At 37.2% G+C, this 17,832-nt stretch carries 24 protein-coding genes and 1 tRNA gene; 19 read left to right on the top strand and 6 right to left on the bottom strand.

Annotated elements, in window-relative coordinates; all coding sequences use genetic code 11:
* On the top strand, positions 1–228 hold a 228-nt coding region (locus tag KKF75_04160), incomplete at its 5' end, for a polysaccharide biosynthesis C-terminal domain-containing protein (GenBank protein ID MBU4381375.1).
* Here the strand turns inward: KKF75_04160 and KKF75_04155 are convergent.
* From KKF75_04155 to KKF75_04145, 3 genes are all read right to left on the bottom strand, one after another.
* A complete protein-coding gene (locus KKF75_04155) occupies positions 209–940 on the bottom strand; it encodes a hypothetical protein (protein MBU4381374.1) in 732 nt (243 codons plus the stop codon). The genes KKF75_04160 and KKF75_04155 overlap by 20 nt on opposite strands.
* A gap of 19 nt (positions 941–959) precedes the next feature.
* Positions 960–1,035 (bottom strand) — tRNA-Thr (locus KKF75_04150).
* 84 nt (positions 1,036–1,119) lie between these two features.
* A complete protein-coding gene (locus tag KKF75_04145; GenBank protein ID MBU4381373.1) occupies positions 1,120–1,779 on the bottom strand; it encodes a transposase in 660 nt (219 codons plus the stop codon).
* A 171-nt stretch (positions 1,780–1,950) separates the two neighbouring features.
* Here KKF75_04145 and KKF75_04140 point away from each other — a divergent pair, with 171 nt between their 5' ends.
* The 4 genes from KKF75_04140 (at position 1,951) to KKF75_04125 (ending at position 5,936) form a co-directional block, all read left to right on the top strand.
* Positions 1,951–2,586, top strand: a complete 636-nt coding sequence (locus KKF75_04140; GenBank protein ID MBU4381372.1) for a hypothetical protein — start codon at positions 1,951–1,953, stop codon at positions 2,584–2,586.
* Complete coding sequence (locus KKF75_04135) at positions 2,573–3,328, top strand: hypothetical protein (protein ID MBU4381371.1); 756 nt, start codon at positions 2,573–2,575, stop codon at positions 3,326–3,328. Before KKF75_04140 ends, KKF75_04135 begins: the two co-directional genes overlap by 14 nt.
* Positions 3,329–3,365: 37 nt before the next feature.
* A complete protein-coding gene (locus tag KKF75_04130; GenBank protein MBU4381370.1) occupies positions 3,366–4,460 on the top strand; it encodes a hypothetical protein in 1,095 nt (364 codons plus the stop codon).
* Positions 4,461–4,568: 108 nt separating this feature from the next.
* Positions 4,569–5,936, top strand: a complete 1,368-nt coding sequence (locus tag KKF75_04125; GenBank protein MBU4381369.1) for an insulinase family protein — start codon at positions 4,569–4,571, stop codon at positions 5,934–5,936.
* Here KKF75_04125 and KKF75_04120 read toward each other — a convergent pair.
* Together KKF75_04120 and KKF75_04115 are read right to left on the bottom strand one after the other, a co-directional pair.
* Entirely contained in the window at positions 5,933–6,295 is a 363-nt protein-coding gene (locus KKF75_04120) for a DUF86 domain-containing protein (protein MBU4381368.1), read from the bottom strand. The two genes, KKF75_04125 and KKF75_04120, sit on opposite strands and share 4 nt — an antisense overlap.
* Positions 6,282–6,587, bottom strand: a complete 306-nt coding sequence (locus KKF75_04115; GenBank protein MBU4381367.1) for a nucleotidyltransferase domain-containing protein — start codon at positions 6,585–6,587, stop codon at positions 6,282–6,284. Before KKF75_04115 ends, KKF75_04120 begins: the two co-directional genes overlap by 14 nt.
* A gap of 167 nt (positions 6,588–6,754) precedes the next feature.
* On the opposite strand from KKF75_04115, the gene KKF75_04110 reads away from it, so the two are divergent.
* The 10 genes from KKF75_04110 (at position 6,755) to KKF75_04065 (ending at position 12,553) form a co-directional block, all read left to right on the top strand.
* Positions 6,755–6,970: a hypothetical protein gene (locus KKF75_04110; GenBank protein ID MBU4381366.1), complete on the top strand. Its 216-nt coding sequence runs from the start codon at positions 6,755–6,757 to the stop codon at positions 6,968–6,970.
* Entirely contained in the window at positions 6,949–7,281 is a 333-nt protein-coding gene (locus KKF75_04105) for a nucleotidyltransferase domain-containing protein (protein MBU4381365.1), read from the top strand. The genes KKF75_04110 and KKF75_04105 overlap by 22 nt, the downstream gene beginning before the upstream one ends.
* Positions 7,282–7,403: 122 nt before the next feature.
* Positions 7,404–8,126 (top strand): hypothetical protein, encoded by a 723-nt coding sequence (locus KKF75_04100; GenBank protein ID MBU4381364.1) that lies wholly within the window; start codon positions 7,404–7,406, stop codon positions 8,124–8,126.
* A 32-nt stretch (positions 8,127–8,158) separates the two neighbouring features.
* Complete coding sequence (locus KKF75_04095) at positions 8,159–9,061, top strand: hypothetical protein (protein ID MBU4381363.1); 903 nt, start codon at positions 8,159–8,161, stop codon at positions 9,059–9,061.
* 159 nt (positions 9,062–9,220) lie between these two features.
* Positions 9,221–9,364, top strand: coding sequence for a hypothetical protein (locus tag KKF75_04090; GenBank protein MBU4381362.1), 144 nt, complete (start codon positions 9,221–9,223; stop codon positions 9,362–9,364).
* A 6-nt stretch (positions 9,365–9,370) separates the two neighbouring features.
* Entirely contained in the window at positions 9,371–10,408 is a 1,038-nt protein-coding gene (locus KKF75_04085; GenBank protein MBU4381361.1) for a radical SAM protein, read from the top strand.
* Positions 10,389–10,613: a hypothetical protein gene (locus KKF75_04080; protein MBU4381360.1), complete on the top strand. Its 225-nt coding sequence runs from the start codon at positions 10,389–10,391 to the stop codon at positions 10,611–10,613. Before KKF75_04085 ends, KKF75_04080 begins: the two co-directional genes overlap by 20 nt.
* Positions 10,595–11,338, top strand: coding sequence for an SPASM domain-containing protein (locus KKF75_04075; GenBank protein MBU4381359.1), 744 nt, complete (start codon positions 10,595–10,597; stop codon positions 11,336–11,338). Before KKF75_04080 ends, KKF75_04075 begins: the two co-directional genes overlap by 19 nt.
* Positions 11,323–11,871 carry an ATP-dependent Clp protease proteolytic subunit gene (locus tag KKF75_04070; GenBank protein ID MBU4381358.1) on the top strand — a complete coding sequence of 183 codons (549 nt, stop codon included), beginning with the start codon at positions 11,323–11,325 and terminating at the stop codon, positions 11,869–11,871. The genes KKF75_04075 and KKF75_04070 overlap by 16 nt, the downstream gene beginning before the upstream one ends.
* On the top strand, positions 11,861–12,553 hold the full coding sequence (locus tag KKF75_04065; GenBank protein MBU4381357.1) for a nucleotidyltransferase domain-containing protein: 693 nt from the start codon (positions 11,861–11,863) through the stop codon (positions 12,551–12,553). Before KKF75_04070 ends, KKF75_04065 begins: the two co-directional genes overlap by 11 nt.
* On the opposite strand, the gene KKF75_04060 is transcribed toward KKF75_04065, so the two are convergent.
* Positions 12,544–13,572: a hypothetical protein gene (locus tag KKF75_04060; protein MBU4381356.1), complete on the bottom strand. Its 1,029-nt coding sequence runs from the start codon at positions 13,570–13,572 to the stop codon at positions 12,544–12,546. The two genes, KKF75_04065 and KKF75_04060, sit on opposite strands and share 10 nt — an antisense overlap.
* A gap of 279 nt (positions 13,573–13,851) precedes the next feature.
* On the opposite strand from KKF75_04060, the gene KKF75_04055 reads away from it, so the two are divergent.
* The 4 genes from KKF75_04055 to KKF75_04040 all read left to right on the top strand — a co-directional run bounded on the left by KKF75_04055 (position 13,852) and on the right by KKF75_04040 (position 17,820).
* The gene (locus KKF75_04055; GenBank protein MBU4381355.1) at positions 13,852–14,346 is read left to right on the top strand and encodes a DDE-type integrase/transposase/recombinase; all 495 of its coding nucleotides are present in this window, start codon (positions 13,852–13,854) and stop codon (positions 14,344–14,346) included.
* Between the two features lie 42 nt (positions 14,347–14,388).
* On the top strand, positions 14,389–15,168 hold the full coding sequence (gene cofE, locus KKF75_04050; GenBank protein ID MBU4381354.1) for a coenzyme F420-0:L-glutamate ligase: 780 nt from the start codon (positions 14,389–14,391) through the stop codon (positions 15,166–15,168).
* Between the two features lie 324 nt (positions 15,169–15,492).
* Entirely contained in the window at positions 15,493–16,806 is a 1,314-nt protein-coding gene (locus KKF75_04045) for a radical SAM protein (GenBank protein ID MBU4381353.1), read from the top strand.
* Between the two features lie 294 nt (positions 16,807–17,100).
* A complete protein-coding gene (locus KKF75_04040; GenBank protein ID MBU4381352.1) occupies positions 17,101–17,820 on the top strand; it encodes a hypothetical protein in 720 nt (239 codons plus the stop codon).
* The last annotated feature ends 12 nt before the right edge of the window (positions 17,821–17,832 follow it).

Raw genomic sequence — 17,832 nt, 5'->3', positions numbered from 1 at the left:
ACTTTTTTTCTCTCCTCTCCTTACAGTTGGGCATTAGTTGTTATGGAAAAGCAAAAACGCTTGCCGGTGTTTTATGGGTTGGGGCTGATATTTAATGTGGTAGCAAATCTTATTCTAATTCCCCAATATGGTTATATGGCTTGTGCATACATTACTATTTTGACGGAGTTTATAGTATTGATACTGGTTTATCGTGAGGTAAGAATTTCTAATCTTCTTCAAAACTAAAATATCGTTCGATCTTGGTTTCGTTTCCAGCGGTATCGATAGCAAGCGCTGTAATTTTGTTTCCTCCCTCCACAGGGTACATCATTTGCCAAAAGTTTCCATTCTCGTCAATTATCGCGCGAGTTCCGTTTATGGTAACTGTAGCGTTAGGTTCCGTGGATCCTTCAACTTTAGCCGTTCTAACTGGACTGCTGATAGTTTCGCCTTCGCTAGGTTCAATAATACTAATCTTGGGTTTTTCATTGTCAAATAAAATATCTCTCATCTCCGATTGCAGGCTTTTATTTTGGGCTTCGTCGGTTGCAATTGCGTAAAGAGAGTTCTTGGAGGGCTGGATTTTTACCGCTCCAAAATTAAATGTCCCGTCATTATCGCAAATGGTTTCTTCTACTTTTTGCTCATTTAAAAAAAGTTCAATTTTAGCTCCTTTCTCGGAGATGCCCTCTATGTTGACCGTGTCCTTGTTAGTGGCGATGGGGATTGATTTAAGATACGGTGCAAAAGGTGGGCGAGTGTCGAGCGATTGGGTAGTGGCAGATTTTCCAAACAATTTCCAAAAATTATTTATATTAGAAAATATTCCAAAAACCCACAGGTATAAAATGCCAACAATAAAAAGAGACAGTAGCGTTCTATAAAAGAGCTTTTTGTAGATAATTTTATTTCGTGAGAAACAAACTTGTTTATGTTCTGAAGCTCGTCTTTTGATCATAGATAAAGTATAGCACCAATGGAGCCAATGGTGGGGGTCGAACCCACGACCTAACGCTTACGAAGCGTTTGCTCTACCAGCTGAGCTACATTGGCAATTTTTAGGGAATTTTTAGGGTGTCACCCTAAAAGGGTGTCACCCTAAACGGGAGACTCCCTGATTTAGACCCTGATTTAGACTTAATCTAAAACTAAACTTGCAATTTCCTCTCTATCTTTATCTCCAAACCCATCTTTCTCTTTGCATTTTACAAAATTTATGTAGTTTTCCCTAGTGTTATCTAAAAGCACTGCTTTCCAGTCAATCCAAGGTTTTTTGATGTCACTAAAAATATAATTAAAGCTAGAAAATTCGTAGCCTTCTAAAGGCTTTGAATCAAGTAATTTAACAGGGTTTAAATGAATATATCTGGTAAGTTGCTTAAATTGTGGTTCATTATTAACCAAAACCGCTCTATACACACCATTATATAGCTTTCCTTCTCTATCATATTTGGAATTATAATACGATGTGTAGTTAAGACACACTTTTTTAAGCAATTCTGACATGCCTTCCTTTTGTAATAAACGAACTAACAAGTGGAAATGATTTGGCATTAAGCAAAAGGCTTTTAATGAGACTTTTTTATAACAGTGAGCAGGAGTATATTCAACATAAACTTTTTTAGCTTTATCAAATTTTTTAACTGTAAATCCAGGCTCCAAATATGTTCTAAAAAGATAGATAAAAGTATTGTAGTCGTGCGAGTCTAAAAAAATCTCCTTCCTATCAAAACCTCTATTGTAAACATGATAATAAGAATCCTCCGAATATATTTTCCGTGTATTTTTGCATGGCATATTAATTATCCATCTTAAATTTATATAACATTCATGTAAAGCTTTTTTTTAGGGTGACTCCCTAAAAGGGTGTCACCCTAAACGGGTGACTCCCTTAACCCTCTTAATATTTCATACATCTTGCTATAGGATTTGACGGGAGGGGCAAAAGTGGTATAAAATGCGTCAACAATGGCTAAAGCAGTTGTTTTGCCAAAATCTCTTTTGGAGTGCTGGAATAAAGGTGTTATTTTGTGTGTGGTGCAATTTGGTTCTTCCCTTTATCCAAAAACTCCAAACGACCTAGACATTGCCATAGTAACAAAAAAAGGGAAATTTTGGCAATTTTTGGACACCATAAAGTCGGACGATTTTTCTAAGATTGATGTATCTTTAATCAGAGAAGAAGAAATTGGAGACTGGAAAAATTTTAAATTTGGAAGCTATGGAGTTCATCATGTACTGCTAGCGATTAAATGCGGAAAAGCGCTTATCGGCGAAAATGTTTTTAAAAACTTTCCCTACCCTAACAAAGAAAAGGTAAGGGAATCCGTTAAAGAAAGAATGGAGGGGTATGTGTATATTGCAAGAAAATCTATGTTTACGAAGGAACTTCGAAAAGAGGTTCGCGAACGATGGGAAAAATTTCTTGTCCTTTCTTTATACCTTTTAAGTGACAAGTTTGAGTTGACAGATGTTTTTAAATTGTCGGAGGCGGAAGCAACAAAGCTTTTAGAAGAAAAGGGGATAAATTTTTCTGGAAAAGATATTATAAAATCCTACGAAATTTTATGGGAAAAAATCTCGCAATCCTATGATTCTACATAGAGTACGGATAGCAAAAAATCTTCTTGGTGATCTTTACTTGGCAAAGGTGGGGAAATCCTTGGGGACAATAGTCTTTCTTGGAGGGCTTCCTTCGTACATGCACAGGAGCAAGTTTGGTGAAAGCCTTGCGGAATTGGGATTTAATGTTTTACAACCTTTCTATTATGGAAGTTGGGTTTCCGGAGGAAATTTTTCTGCCAAAAACTGCCGTAAAACAGTTTTGGATTGTTTGAGAGCGCTGGAATCTAAAAAATCTGTATTTGATCTCTACGCAAAAGAAAACCTTCCTCTCGCGGTAGAAAGAATCTTTCTTGGTGGCATAAGTTTTGGAACAAATGTGATTCAATCTTTAAAAACGCCAAACAATGTCTCAAAAATCTTTTTGGTAAGCGCCGTTCCTTTATTTAAAAAAAGCTATATGGAAAAAATAAAATTGGATGGAGTGAAACTTGCCGATTTCATGAGACGGGGATTCCCCAATGTTTACAGGACAAAAGATTGGAGAGAATTAGAGAAAGAATTTAGCGGAAATGGGAAGATTTTTTCTAATTTTAGGGCTAAACCCTCACTTATTACAACATATCAAGGAGAAAATGACAAAATATCACCTCAAGCAATAAGGGAATGCCTTGGTAATGAAAATATTTCAATAAAAATACATGAAATAAAAGGCGCGGGACACGCCTTAAACGAATTCAACGAAGATCTTTTGGCAAATATCGTAGCCAAAGATTTAATCTGATATATACCCCCAACTACATCTGACAAGGAGGTGAACCATGATAGCGACTCTCCCGATGACTCCCAAAGGAAGTAGCGCTCCTTTGGGATACTGGTTAACGCCAGTAATTGCGGATATACTGCGGGAGAGAAGCTCTGACTCTCTTGCTGTATGTATTGGAACAATCGGAGCAAAAAGTCCGTCTGTTGCGGACATCTTATTATTTAGAGAGGAGTTGGACTTTGTTGGTGTCCGGAAAGCAAAAGTCCTAACCGACGGCGAACTCGTCGCAAGCCTAGAAAGAAATGTTGCAACAATACTTTCCAGAGTGGAATCTAGCGACATCGTTTCGGAATGCTATGTTTGCGAGTGCGGTCTCTTGGAAATTCCAATTGAGCAAGTGAGGTTTCTCAAACCAAAAACCTTTCATATTGAAAACGGAAAGGTTTTTTGCGTAGTATGCGGTGGCGAGGCCACAACCTCAACACAAAGCCGTTTTTGTATGTTCTTTCCAGAAAGCGCTTTTGGAAAGTCCCCGCAGATTCACCCCAGATCGTACTCTGCAGAGATCCGAGACTTGATGGGACAGATCAGAAGAAACGGAATTTGCGTAGGCAAGAACAGACCAACCGGTTTCCTCTATTCAGAAAGAAATCTGGATGTGGAGCTTGTGTGGCAGACTATGCCGTACGAGTTAATCCATCAAGAAAACGACAAGCGACTTGTGCTTGTCGTTAGCAACCATGTTCTAAAGCAGGGGCTTCTCGCTATACTGTTAGCGAGGACGCTCGGATTTAATGGAGAGATTCACCTGATTGTTACTCCCTACATAAACCATCCGGGGACTGTAGGGAAGTGGTGTTTGGAGAAACTGGCGGAGTTAGGTCATGACGAACTGACAGCCAGATTTATGCTGGCGAATTCTCTCGGATGGTCGCTTAAGGACGCTACGCTCTCAACCGTTGTCTCAGAAGTGGGGTACAGGAGACTTAGGCTCTTTGCAAGAAGGGTTGCGGAAAGCAGGAGAAGTACAGACAACCCAGAGAAACTTGTTGAGGACATAAACCATCAAACTTTAACTCTCGGGTTAAAGCATGTGTTTAATCCCGACAAGTTTGACTACGCAAGACTTTCGGGGCTATACTCGTCGTAACTATGGGATTTGACGGGAGTACCACAGAAGTGGTATTCTCCAAACCTATCTCGCCCAGGAAATTATGCTTGCTTAAAATGCAAATATAGTTACCTGGGCTACATCTTTATGACAAATACGGTTTCGCTCGAAAATTTTGGCGCAACCATAAAATCAACAACTCTTAAAAATGGAATAAAACTTGTTTCTGCTTATAAACCCAAATCTCCAGTCTATATTGTTATTTCTTTGCTTGCAGGATCCCGTTTTGATCACGCGGGAAAAGAAGGTCTTTCCCACCTTTTGGAGCATTTATTGGTCTCTGGGACAAAGAAATTTCCTAAAAAAGAAGACTTGGCAAGAAAGATAGATAGTGTTGGTGGTTTATTTGGGGCGACAACTGGCGTAGAATCTCTTTTCCTTTGGGCAAGTTTTCCAGATTCGGGCGATTTCAGGGTTGTACTGGAGGTTCTTTCCGAGGAACTTCTGAATTCCACTTTTGCTCCGAACAGTTTTTCCAAGGAGCGGGATGCGATTTTGGCGGAAATCGGCAGGAAAAATTCTAATCCCGTGGGTCTCCTTTCGGAAATTTCAAAGAAACTTGTTTTTCAGGGCACTAGGTTGGAATACTCAACTTTAGGAACTCCGGAATCGTTGCGTGGTATATCAATAGATGATGTTGTTGATCAGTATAAAAATGTATTAAAAACTAGCGGCATTTTAGTTTTTGTTTCTGGAGATATTACCCACGCAAATGCTTTGGAATCAGCGGAAAAGTGTTTCGGTAAAATCTCAAAAGAGAAAATAGCGGCGCTAAATAGCGCTCTGCCAATTATTCGAAAAGAAACCATCACCACAAATAATTCGTTAAAAACCGACCATATCTCTATCTCTTTAGATTTTAGAGCTCAAAATTTCTTTGGGGAACTGTTTTCAGCATCACGCGTATTGGCGACAATTTTAGGCAGAGGAAAAGCGTCGCGACTTGCGATTAGGCTTAGGCAAGAAGCGGGGCTGGTTTACGAGTTTAATGTCGGATCGTTGGGTTTCGAAGATTCGGGCGTTTTTTCTATTAGGACCTCTACAGCCAAAAATAGTCTCGAGAAGGTTTTAAAAATAATTGCCGGAGAGTTGCAGAATATTTCCAAATCTAAGATTGATGAGCGAGAAGTAAAAATGGCAAAGGTCAAAATGGTAAAATCTTTAAAACTTTCCTTGGAAACATCAGAAGCGTTTGCTAACTTTCACACCTACCCTAATTTAATAGCCAAGTCTCGTTGGACTGTAGAAGACTACATAAAAGGTATCAATGCCGTTACGCCAGACGATATATTAAAATACGCTAAAAAATATTTGAACCGCAACAGCTGGTATCTGTCTGCAGTGGGAAATATAACAAACGAGGAATTAATAGATATAGCCAGTAGAGTTTGGAAAACAAGAATCTACCACACAAACCCACCAAAAACTATAGATTTTGATGTTTTGAAACCTTAGGGTATTAATGAAATTTTAATATTCTCTTTTAGTGCAATCTCGACTATCTTCTTTTTTAATTTCGGGATATCGGAAATTGCTGTTTCCCAAGCCATTTCGTAGTTGACTGCAAAATACTCATGTACCAAGTAATCTCTCATACCGGAAATATCCTTCCAAGAAACTTCGGAGTATTTTAACTTAAACTCATTGGGAATTCTTTTTACCGCTTCTCCAATTATTTCTAACTGTCTAAGTATTGCTTCTCGAGTAATCCAATCCTTATCCATAAAATCTTCTTTATCCAAATCTTGCACCATCATCTCTACTTTTTCGCAGGCTTCTAAAATATGTTTAAGATATACGCTAACGGTTTTCATAGATGGCAACCAGCTCCTTTTTTACATTAGGAGCAATGTCTTTATTTAAACCAGACTCCTCTACCAAATCTACTTTTCCACCAAAAATAATAGATAGGTTATTTTGTACCGCTATGTGATCTAGTATGCTTCTGACGGAGGAGTTTGTAGCGTATCTGATAAGAACATCCGTGTCGCTTGTAGATTTAAAATCGCCTCTCGCTCGAGAACCAAAAACACCAAGAAACCTAATTCCGTATTTTTGACAAAGAATATCAATGCTTTTGTTGTCGTATCTTAATCCCATACTCATGGAGAAAATATTATCACAAAACGAAATTATCGCAAATGTTTTTTAAAATCCTAACCAAACAAATCGTGCTATAGGATTTGACGGAATGGCGGGAAAAATGGTATCTTGGGTTCAGTTATGGAAGTAGACGAGGTCATAAAATTTTGGAAAAACAGCTCTAAGATGTCATGCCAACCCACAATTTGGTAAATTTGGCAAAAGCGACAAAAATACCTTTTAAAGACGAGGATCTTGACTTTTTCTCCGAGGTTAATGCCTTTAATCTTAAAACAAGATACGATGATTACAGAAGGAAGATGTATAAGAAGGCTACTAAAGGTTATACAACGCTTTATCTTGACAAGATAAAAGCTATGCAAAAATGGATACTAGAACAAATTTAAGGGAAAAAGAAACCAAAAAAGCCATAAAGGCCTTTAAAAAAGGTTTATTAACTGCTGGAATAAGACCGGAAAGGCTCATTCTTTTTGGATCTTACGCCAAGGGTACCGCATCAAAAAATAGCGATATCGATGTCTGTGTTGTGTCTAGGGCTTTTGGAAAAGACGAATTTTCCGAAACTTCTGATTTGTTCAAGATAGCATGGAGAACAAGTCCAAACATAGAACCAATTGCCATGAACCCTGGTAGATTTAACGACCCTTTCGATCCTCTTTGTGTCGAAATAAAAAAGTACGGGATACCTGTATCTTAAGTTTACTCTCTCCTTTTGCGGCACATCAAAATTCTTCCACCCCCGAAGTGGAAGAGGGGACTCGAAGGGGGGGCGACAAAGCCGATCTTTAACTTTGTCACCCCTTTTTTATTGTGAGTTTTATGCGGGATGGTGGTGTAAATCATAGAAAGATACTTTATTCATACCCAAAACTCAAAAAAGAGATAGCTACAGCAAACGATGGAAAATCCCAAGAGATAACCTTCGATTTTGTGGATTGCGGGTGGGATTCTTCTTTTGAGTTTTTTGCGATACCAACTTTTTTACCATTTAGCCCATTCGGAAAGAATCATTTCTATTTCTCAATTTACAACGAAATTATCGGAGGGAAGGAGAATGGACGGAGAGTAGATAGAATCGCTATTCACGAACTTTCCCATATCTGCTGGTATCAAAAGATTGAACTAGCTCACAAGGAGTTAGGCTTTAAATTAAATAGTGCAACCAATTATTATCTAAAAGAGGCGTTTGCCACAATTATTGGAGAGTGCGAAGAGTTCTTAAAAGTTAATAGTGGCTTTAGTCCAACTAATTACAATACCTCTCTTTTGCGAGTCAATTCGGACGGCGAGGAGATAGGATTTGTTGATTTCTTTAGAAGGTTTTTTAATAAAGAGCGAGAAAAGGGGTTTGGTTTTGACACTATCTTGAGAGGGGTTTTGAAAATTGGCTGTGGTATTCAAGGCGAATTAGACAAGAAATGGTCTCTTTGGAACAAATATGGTGACGATTTGGATAAATTGAGTAAAAGTGGATACCAATCTCCCGTAGTTATAACTTGTAAAACAATGGGATTTGACGGGAAGAGGCAAAAAAGTGCTTGACATTTTGTGAATTTTAAGTGTTAATTCGGCTAATGGAAAAAATACTGATAGATTTAGGTTCATCTACAGTCAAAGTTTACAAGCAAAAGGACAACAGGCTACATCCTCTCTTGATTCGCTCCATTTCTTTTAAAGATGGTTTCACGGAAGATAGCGGAATATCTCAATCCAGTAAAAAAGAGCTTTTAGAACTTCTTTTCGAAATAAAAAACAAGCACAAAGGTTGTAAAATAAAAATCTACGCTACAGCCCTCCATAGAAAACTTCCCCCGCAGGCTAGACGCCAATTCATTGATGAAATCTTTGAGAATACAGGTATCTATCTAAATATTATCTCTCAAGATTTGGAGAATTTTTATCTCGAAAGCGCTTTGGTTGGAAAATGCACTTTGGATTGCCCTTTACTTCTCCTAAATATAGGTGGGGGATCAACAGAGCTTGTTGTTATGTACGGCAGAGAAGCCATAGAAAGGTATAATTTAGATTTGGGGGTAGGAACAGTATTGTCCAAATTCGTAGGAATAAACGATCAGTTTTCGAAAATAAAAATTGACGAGATTAAACTTTTTGTAAAAAAAGCTCTTCCCAACCTTAAAAATAAAGTAGAAACCGCCTTTTACAACGGAGGAGAATTAACATACATGAAAATTGCAGGATATAACATCTCTCAAAACGACATTTTCAAAGATGAGGATCACCCGCAAAAAATAGATATCGACAATTTTTCTAAAAGAAACAGCGAGATATTTTCTAAAGTTTCTTTAAAAGAATTGGAAGAGCTGATGCCTCAAAACCCCAAGTGGATGCATGGTGCTAGGGCTTGTAGCGCCATAGCGGAAGCTGTTTTTGAAAAGTATAAAATAAAAACTATAATTCCCTCCGATAGCAATCTGGTTCATGGAGTCGTTCGACAAGAATTTAGTATTTCTTCTTAAATCTTGTTATGGGAAAGGAGGTGCGAAATGAAAAAGAATCTCTTCCGTTTTGGTAACAACACCTATACCACAAACATACAACGCACACTTGAATCTTGACAACTTTCGCACTTTAGTATATATATAATTATATTATAAGTTAGTTTACATTATGCAGCTATGCAAAAACAAAAATTGTATGTAAGACCAATAGTTGTTGGTTGTTATGGCAAAGATGGATGTCCATTACCAACATCTAATGCGGAGATAAGAGAAAGTAAAGCGAGGATTGAGAAATCCAAAAAAGCTCAACTAGTAAGGTAAAATAAGGTGTCGTCTCTCACTTTTAAAAAAATTAGAACAAAATTACTTAAAACTAATATTGACCCAGAGGCTTTTGAGGATGGTTTTTTCCCTTTTGAACTGACTTGGTTCGTTACCCTTGGGTGTAATCTGAGGTGTTCTTATTGTTTTGTACCAGACGAACTTGACAGATCGGATATTAATATTAACCCCATTGATTTACTCAAATTTTGTAAGAATAAAGGAATATTTCGTATTAATGTGCTAGGAGGCGAGCCTTTTTTAAAAGCTGATAAACTGATCGCCTTGGCTAATAACTGTGAAAAATACAATGTTGTGTATCGAAGCACCAGCACAAATGGTCTAATCTATAACAAATCTATCAATAAAGCACTGGTAAATTTAAGGTATAAGCACATTTTACAAGTAAGTCTCGATGCAGCATGCAAGGAGACCTACTATGAAGTGCGAGGAAATACAAATTTTAAATTAATTGTGGACAATATTGATAAATTCGTTAACGATGGGCTTCATGTAATGTTGGGGATGACTCTAACAAAAAACAATAATCATGAAATTGTAGAATTTGTAAAATTGGCGGAAAAACTAGGTGTGGAAATGGTCTCTTTTGGTGGAATGATCCCTTTGGGAAGGGGAAAGTATAAAAAAGATTATTACATGAACTTTAGAGAAAAAAAGAGGTGTTATGATGAGATCAAAAATCTAAAAACCAAATTAGATGTAGTATTACCAAATGATATTTACGGTAGAACCTGCGCCGCAGGATTGGGTCAAATTTCAGTTGTACCAAATGGGGATATCTATCCATGTAATATGTTACTTGGATTTCCCGAAGCCAAAATTGGGAACATTGTTGAGGGCAAATTAAATAAATTCGATAACGAGTGGTTTATTAGGTTTTCTGCATATAAGGTTCCAAAAAAATGTGATTTGTGTGAACTGCCTCCTATTTGCGATAGTGCGTGTAAAGCATTGACCTATTCAGTTTACAAAAAAGTGCAACCACACAAGCCCTTTTGTGAATATGATAAATATAAAGTATAAATTAACTTCCAACTTAGTAAAAAGAGAATGCAGGGAAAAAATATTTTTATTTAATCCCGAAACTGATAATATTTTGGAACTTAACAAGTATAGTTGGGAAATCGTCAATAGACTATGCGAGAATAGTCTAGAAGATGCTTTAATTAAGAAAAGCGATACAACCAAATTTATAAAAGAACTATTACTATGGAAGATTATTTATTAGAACTAAACTTAGGCAAAAATGATTATCGAGTTCACTGTAAACCAACCCATATTGTAACTATCAAAGATATAATCAAACTCATTAAAAAAGTCGAAGAGCACTTTAAATGGATCGGGATTGGAGGACACCCTCTTCGTTTCAAAAAGATAGCGGATCTTATTAATGAGATTGGTCTTTCTACATCAAATTATTACATTGTAGACAGCTGTAATCAATTTTCTAATTTTGGTCTAGAAGAACTTGCAAAGTATAAGAATATAAATCTAATTGCCGAAATTGAAAAAGCGAAAGATATAAATTGGCTCAAGAAAAATAAGGGCAGTTTTTCGGCGGTTGCTGTAAGCGTATACACCCTATTTAAAAATCCAAAATTGGAATCTAAGTTACTTCTAGAAAAACTAACTTACGATGTTGAAGATGTAACATGGGTTATTAAGGATAAAGAATTTGTCAATTACCGGTCGCGTAAAAAAACTTCCAGCAAAGTATGTGGTATCGTGAACTCCAGATTAATTAGCAGCGACACCAAGGGTAATTTTTACCCTTGTGTTGCTTTGTGCAATTCAAAGTATTTACTTGGAAATATTTACACAAACTCAGTTAAGGAAATAATCCACAATTACAACAAATTTAAACAACTTATCACTTGCCCAAATTGTTGTCAGGCTAGAAGTTTAGCTAGTAGTAATTTAATGAATCAGGACTACCTATGTCAAACGAAATAAACATATCGCAAAATATTACCAGAAGTGTATATCTATTTGATAGTATCAATCCCCTTAGTTCTAAGGAGATAATAAAAGATATTAATACTTTTTTAATCGACGATGCACATAAACCTATAATGTTGTTTATTAATTCGGCAGGAGGTAGGGTGGTAGATACATTGGCAATTCACGATTTTATGAGTTTGTGTGGGGTAAAAATTAGCACCGTTGGAATAGGCGTAGTGGCAAGTATGGCTGTACTCTTGCTAAGTAGTGGAAAAATTGGTCAGCGGTACATTACCGAAAATACAATGATTCATTTGCACTTACCTTTTGGTAGAACAGAAATTAAAGGTACAGTAGCCGAAGAATTATCCGAAGAGACCGATTATCAAACAACAAGGTTGCGAGAGTTGCTAATAAAATATACTAAAGGAAAGCTTGACATAGCTAAAATCAAAGGAAAAAAAGGAATCTTAATTTCTCCGCAAGAAGCGATTAAATTAGGCATTGTTGACCATATAAGTTCTGCAAAAAATTATGAAATTTAAATTAGAAAAAATTAATGAACATTTAACAAAACTCGCAAATGAGTATGTTATAGAGAATCTTAAAAAGCAACCAAGCGTTGAAGGAGTTTTTTTAATTGGATCGGTTGCACGCAACCAAGCGTGTTTGGATTCGGACATTGATTTGCTTATTGTTAGTAATAAAAAATTGTCTAATGACCAGCAAGACAATATGTCAAAAGATGTATTTAAAGATCACAAAATATCTTTAATATATACCAATATAGATAAAATTAAAAAAAACATTAGTGATGGTATTGTTGTCGATGCTTGTTTTGCTAAAGAAGCTGTACCTCTATACGATCCTAAAAACATGATTATAGAAATAAAAGAGATCGCCAATAATTTTAAATTAGATATAAACCTAAAAAGTCGAATAAATAATGCCGAAGATGGTTTAAACGACGCCATTAGATATGAAAAAAATAATCGGTTATCCGAAGCAACTGCTATTGCTTTGACCAACTCTTTTTTCTTTATCCGAGGATTTATTCAGTCATTTAATTCGCCTTACACTTCCGCCAAGCATATGTTGGGTGAACTAAATAATATTGACAAAAATCTTTCTAAAAGTTATGAAAGAATGTGGAAATTGGGCAACCTGAAAAAAATTTTAAAAGAATTTAGATATCAAATAGATTACACAAAAAAGCATTATCTGTAATAGTTAACTTTAATCACTTTTACTTGTTTACCATTTAAATATTTTTTTAGAAATTGTCCTGATAAATGGCCTCCTTTAAAAACATTTAAAAATGGAGTTTTCTTGTGGTTTCTAAACATTAAGTTAAGTGAATAATTGTTCGAGATACTTGCAATATTAGGATATTTGTCACGAACAGTTTTATAATCGCTTAAATCACCGATAATAATAAATTTCTTCTTATTAATAAACACTTTTTCCAACACAGCGTATTTAGAAACTCTTACCCCCACAACCTTTAAATTAGTGGCTATTGTTAACGATAGAAATATCTTTTTTTCATCTGCTTCGGCCAATTTTAAGATACTTAAAATGAAACTAATATCCCATCCATGATCAACTATAATTAGTTGTCTGTTGTCGTGTATAAATCTCTTTATTTTTGTTCCGTCAAACCTTCCCTTAATGTATTTTGGAAGCTCTGGGAGAAAATCGGTAATCAATGTATCTCCACCATCTAATGATATTTTTCGCCAAAAGGGCTCATTATAATCGGGAGAATACACGATTTTTTTGCCACCACAAGATATCAAAAACAGATAATTTCCTGGAATGTTATGTTTTACTAAACGGGGGACTATCGTAATCTCGCCAAAAACATACTCTTTCAGGTTGTTTAAAAAAACTACTTTGCTTGGTTTGGGAAAAGCTAACCCAAGTTGTTTACTCTTTTCCACCATTATTTTGTAGGTCTGTTTGCTAGTAAATAGATTATATTTCTTATCGTGGGGGATAGAATATATGCCTGCGAAATGGTCTTCGTGCGCATGCGAAATAAATAAATTAAAACTACTTGGAACGTATTTCCAATTAGGAATTCTCTGACCACAAACCCAATTTCCAATATCCTTTATTTGGGAATAAAATCCAATATTTTCCTTCATTGAGAACCCCGCATCGATTACTATTGACTGGTTAACTAAAAACGAGACACCATTTAAAACACCTCTGCTCTTCTTTATTAATCTTACAATTTTCATATTTTCTTATTATATCACCACAAAAGGTACTCCTAGCCCCACGCAAACTATAGATTTTTATGTGTAGACACATAAAAATATGTAACGCTTTCGCTGAGGCGAAATATTTTAGTATTTCTTCTCAAATCTTGCTATAGGATTTGACGGGAATACTACAAAAATAGTATAAGAATATTGTGGTATCAATAAATATTTCTTCCACTTCGGAGGTGGAAGTGTCAAATAAAAGATAAAGAAAGAGCTCCTAAGGGGGAAGCAATACTTTTTCCCGGACAACAGGTGCAGATAGATTCCATAGCTAGATTTGACCTTAATCTTAAGAGATACATCATAACCGCAGTGGATTTATACTCTAGATTTTCCTTTGCCTATACATACAAAAGCTTGTCGTCAAAAATGGCGTTGGACTTCTATCAAAAGCTTGAGAAAGTAGCCCCATTTGAGATAAAGGCAGTTAAAACAGATAATGGTTTGGAGTTTGAGAGATACTTCGATTCTTATCTAAAGGAAAACAATATATCCCATTTCTTTTCTTACCCCAGAACCCCCAAATCAAACGCTTTCGTAGAGCGATTCAATAGAACTATTCAGGAGGAATTTGTAGACAGGAATATAGATTGTATAGAAGATGCAGAAACCTTTAACAGCAAACTTGTTGATTACTTGATATACTTTAACTCAATAAGACCACACAGAAGTTTAGATAACCTAACCCCAATGGGGTTTCTAGTATTTAAAGGCATTCTTTCCAAAATGTCCGTAACCCATACATAAGGTTGACTTTGGTTGGGGAAAAAGTTACTGTAACTTGAGATTATGAAAAATCTTTATTCCATTACACTTACTGCAATTCCAAACATTCCCTTAATCAAAGAAGGTGATGATATTAGTGCTATTATCCTCAAGTGTGTTAGCAATGCTGGTATTGTTTTTGAGGATAAGGATGTGCTCGTAGTGACTTCAAAAATTATTTCTAAGGCGGAGGGTCGTTTGGTATCCCTCGCTTCCGTAACACCCTCAACAAAAGCTCTCGAGATTGCTGGTATAAGTGGCAAGGATGCAAGGATTGTGGAACTAATGATACAAGAGGCACAAATTATTGATGTAAAACCGGGTGTCGTCGAAACGCTTCACAATCTTGGTTTTATCTGTACGAGTGGAGGTATTGACCGTGCCAACACTGCAAAACCAGAAGAGGAAAAAGTAAGCTTGTTGCCAATCAATCCAGACGAAAGTGCCAGGATCATTAGTGATGCAATTGCCAAGTCAACTGGTAAAAAGGTAGGTGTGGTTATTAACGATTCTTTAGGTATTAGATATCGAGTTGGTTCTATTGGGCTTGCAATTGGTGTTGCCGGCATGCCTGCTGTTCTTAAAGGAGCAGTTGATGAGGTTGATCTTTATGGCAAGAAACGAAATGTAAACATTTCTTTTGCCGATGAAATATCCGCTTCAGGCTCTCTTTTAATGGGTCAGAGCAAGGCTGGGTTGCCAGTAGTTCTTATTCGTGGATTTAAATATCCAAATGAGGATGGTAAACTCCCTGATCTTATCGCCACAGATCAGTTAAAGAACGATATGCGTGGTATAATATAAACACAGATTTCGAAACGCACTTCAGGAGGTGTATCGTGAAAACGAACACGGTTTTCTATACTCTCGGTCGACGCTTGCTTTCCCTAGTAGTTTCGGTCTGGCGGTCGCCTTGGTGGCGATATCCGACACCCCCAAAATCACCACCCTCAACGCTTGACAGTCGTATTCCACTTACCCAAGAAACAAATTGGCGGTGGGAATAATCCTAAGAACTATAGGATTTGACGAAAACCTCCAAAAGTGATATACAATAAGTAGTTTTAAAGAGTTCGGTACTACCGAAACTCTAATCTAGGAATCAGAATCCGATAAGGAGGTGAATCCATGCTTTACAGAACACTGTCAGCACCTATATCGGTGCAAGTGGAGGTTACAGAGGCTTGTAACCAACTGTGCTGTTACTGTTACAATTTTTGGCGTCAAGAGAGATCTGTTGCTCTTCCTCGTGTTACGAATCAAGAAACTCTCACCAAGATAGCGAGTGCCTTGGCTGATGCGGAAGTTTTCTTTTGTACGATAACTGGAGGAGAGCCTCTTCTTTCTAGAGGTGTGCAAAATCTAACCTTACACCTGCTAAAGCTGTTGGGTGGTTTTGGCATCCCTTGCGATCTGAACTCTAATTTGACACATGTAGATACCCCACTACTTAAGGAACTTAAAGTAGCTGGTCTTCGTAGTATCTTGACATCTCTATCGTCTTACGATGTCGCAACTCACGAAAGGATTGTAGGGGCTGTTGGAGCTTACGAAAAATCCCTACAAGGAATTTTGTGCGCGAAGGAGGTTGGTTTCTCCGTTGGTGTAAGTATGGTACTAACATCTCAAAACCAAGATATGATCTATCAAACAGGAATGCTGGCTGCAAAACTTGGTGCAAGATCCTTTTTTGCAACGAGAATGGGACACCCAGATATTTTGGGGGACTTCGTGTTAGTGCTACCAACCGAGGATGCAATACATAGAAGTCTTGACACTCTTGTGGAGTTATCGAGAAATACCAATCTCAGGGTTGGTGTTCTAGAACCCTACCCGCTCTGTTTTATAGGTGATATGAGTAAGTATTCATCTTTAATCAATAAGCGGTGTAGTGCTGGTACTACAACTTGCGCCATTGGTGCTGATGGATCTGTTCGAAGTTGTCCACACAGCAGCAAAGTTTACGGCAATATATTGGATGAATCACTCAAGATTATTTGGGAACGAATGTCGGACCTGCGTGATGGCTCGCTATTACCACAGGAATGTATAGAATGTCCGTCCTTCTATATCTGTGGTGGTGGTTGTCGTGTGGCATCTAAGTTTGATCCGCGTGCTAGGGGCATGGACCCACTTGCAAGTGGTTCTCACAATGTGATTGGTACACCTACGAAGACGCTAAGAGCGACTCCGCCTTCGCGCTTCAGGGTTGTTGGTGGTGTTTGCTTTCGTAACGAGAATTTTGGTGGTATAGTTAGCTCTAGCGTTGGGAAAGTTGAGATAGCCTTCCTAAAACATGGAAGCTACGAGATGTTTCTTGAAATCAGAAAGGAGGCTAGCATTCTATTAGAGGATTTGCCAAGAAGGTTTGGTATCGGATTAGCAGAGGCAGCAATGATGATCTCTGTTCTGCATCAAAAGAAGATCATCGAGGTGTCATGAACAAGGTATTTTGAAAGGAGAGCGAAGATGATCAGTCAAGATTTCGGTTTTGTGAGCATTCTCGTGAGCGACTCGTCACAGGTGGCGTCCCAAACTTCATGCGAAGAGGACTGCTACAACGATTTCTGTGATGTCGGCAAATGTGACTGTGTACAGTGCGACTGTGATTAGGAGGTGAGCTGAGCGCGCGGAGTTGCAGGATTGGAGACAAACCCAATTTTCGACTCCGCGCTTTTTTCGACAGATTACAGTGAGCAAACCTCACAGTTGTTTTTATATTTTCCTATTATAAGGATGCGTTTTACATATATGGTAGATAATGGCAGACATCAGTTTTTATGTATATACCAAGGGCGCAAAAACAAAGACGACCTTAGAAAGGTAAAGCATTTATTTAATGAATTAAAACCGAAACTAAAACTATTTTTTAACACCCAACTTCCACGAGTGAATGTTAGATTGTTTTATGAGAGAGAGAATTTTAACAAGTATTTGGGTAAAGAAACTAAAAATTGGGAAGTGGGTTTTTTAGATTACAAGCGAAGGGTTATTGGTTTGTTTGCCCCAAGTGTTTTTAGTTATATTAGCGGAAGAAGAAGAGAAGATTTTTTGAAGATTTTTTGCCACGAACTTTCACATCTGTGCTTTTTGGAGCTTACCAACGGATCGAGTCTCCCCATTTGGCTAAACGAGGGTCTTGCTTATGTAGCCAGTAATCAACTTCAGCCTCTTAAAACCAGACATTTTCCAAAGGGGGGAATTTTTGTGGGGATTGGAGACTATCAAGGTTGGACAAATTTTATAAAGCATGATGGTTATAACTTTGCGGGTCATTTTGTTGAATTTTTAATAAAAAAGGTGGGTTTGGAAGCGATTTTAAAAGTTCTAAGAATACAATTCATGACATACGATGTGCAACTTTTCAAAAACGCCTTTGAGGAGAACACTGGGTTAAAAGTTCCAAGTTTAGAACAAGAGTTTAAAAATTTGATGAATCTGCAATCGAACAATTAGAGATTGTGGGAT

The organism is Patescibacteria group bacterium (genome assembly GCA_018896215.1).
GTDB lineage: Bacteria > Patescibacteriota > WWE3 > 0-14-0-20-40-13 > 0-14-0-20-40-13 > JAHINB01.
This window is presented reverse-complemented; position numbering and strand designations above follow the sequence as displayed.

Coding starts and splice junctions, on each gene's coding strand:
- KKF75_04090 (MBU4381362.1), top strand. CDS start 9,221: ATGCAAAAACAAAAATTGTATGTAAGACCAATAGTTGTTGGTTGTTAT.
- KKF75_04120 (MBU4381368.1), bottom strand. CDS start 6,295: ATGAAAACCGTTAGCGTATATCTTAAACATATTTTAGAAGCCTGCGAA.
- KKF75_04105 (MBU4381365.1), top strand. CDS start 6,949: ATGGATACTAGAACAAATTTAAGGGAAAAAGAAACCAAAAAAGCCATA.
- KKF75_04045 (MBU4381353.1), top strand. CDS start 15,493: ATGCTTTACAGAACACTGTCAGCACCTATATCGGTGCAAGTGGAGGTT.
- KKF75_04060 (MBU4381356.1), bottom strand. CDS start 13,572: ATGAAAATTGTAAGATTAATAAAGAAGAGCAGAGGTGTTTTAAATGGT.
- KKF75_04145 (MBU4381373.1), bottom strand. CDS start 1,779: ATGCCATGCAAAAATACACGGAAAATATATTCGGAGGATTCTTATTAT.
- KKF75_04135 (MBU4381371.1), top strand. CDS start 2,573: ATGATTCTACATAGAGTACGGATAGCAAAAAATCTTCTTGGTGATCTT.
- KKF75_04100 (MBU4381364.1), top strand. CDS start 7,404: ATGCGGGATGGTGGTGTAAATCATAGAAAGATACTTTATTCATACCCA.
- KKF75_04140 (MBU4381372.1), top strand. CDS start 1,951: ATGGCTAAAGCAGTTGTTTTGCCAAAATCTCTTTTGGAGTGCTGGAAT.
- KKF75_04110 (MBU4381366.1), top strand. CDS start 6,755: ATGCCAACCCACAATTTGGTAAATTTGGCAAAAGCGACAAAAATACCT.
- KKF75_04125 (MBU4381369.1), top strand. CDS start 4,569: ATGACAAATACGGTTTCGCTCGAAAATTTTGGCGCAACCATAAAATCA.
- KKF75_04040 (MBU4381352.1), top strand. CDS start 17,101: ATGCGTTTTACATATATGGTAGATAATGGCAGACATCAGTTTTTATGT.
- KKF75_04065 (MBU4381357.1), top strand. CDS start 11,861: ATGAAATTTAAATTAGAAAAAATTAATGAACATTTAACAAAACTCGCA.
- KKF75_04075 (MBU4381359.1), top strand. CDS start 10,595: ATGGAAGATTATTTATTAGAACTAAACTTAGGCAAAAATGATTATCGA.
- KKF75_04130 (MBU4381370.1), top strand. CDS start 3,366: ATGATAGCGACTCTCCCGATGACTCCCAAAGGAAGTAGCGCTCCTTTG.
- KKF75_04070 (MBU4381358.1), top strand. CDS start 11,323: ATGTCAAACGAAATAAACATATCGCAAAATATTACCAGAAGTGTATAT.
- cofE (MBU4381354.1), top strand. CDS start 14,389: ATGAAAAATCTTTATTCCATTACACTTACTGCAATTCCAAACATTCCC.
- KKF75_04115 (MBU4381367.1), bottom strand. CDS start 6,587: ATGAGTATGGGATTAAGATACGACAACAAAAGCATTGATATTCTTTGT.
- KKF75_04095 (MBU4381363.1), top strand. CDS start 8,159: ATGGAAAAAATACTGATAGATTTAGGTTCATCTACAGTCAAAGTTTAC.
- KKF75_04080 (MBU4381360.1), top strand. CDS start 10,389: ATGATAAATATAAAGTATAAATTAACTTCCAACTTAGTAAAAAGAGAA.
- KKF75_04155 (MBU4381374.1), bottom strand. CDS start 940: ATGATCAAAAGACGAGCTTCAGAACATAAACAAGTTTGTTTCTCACGA.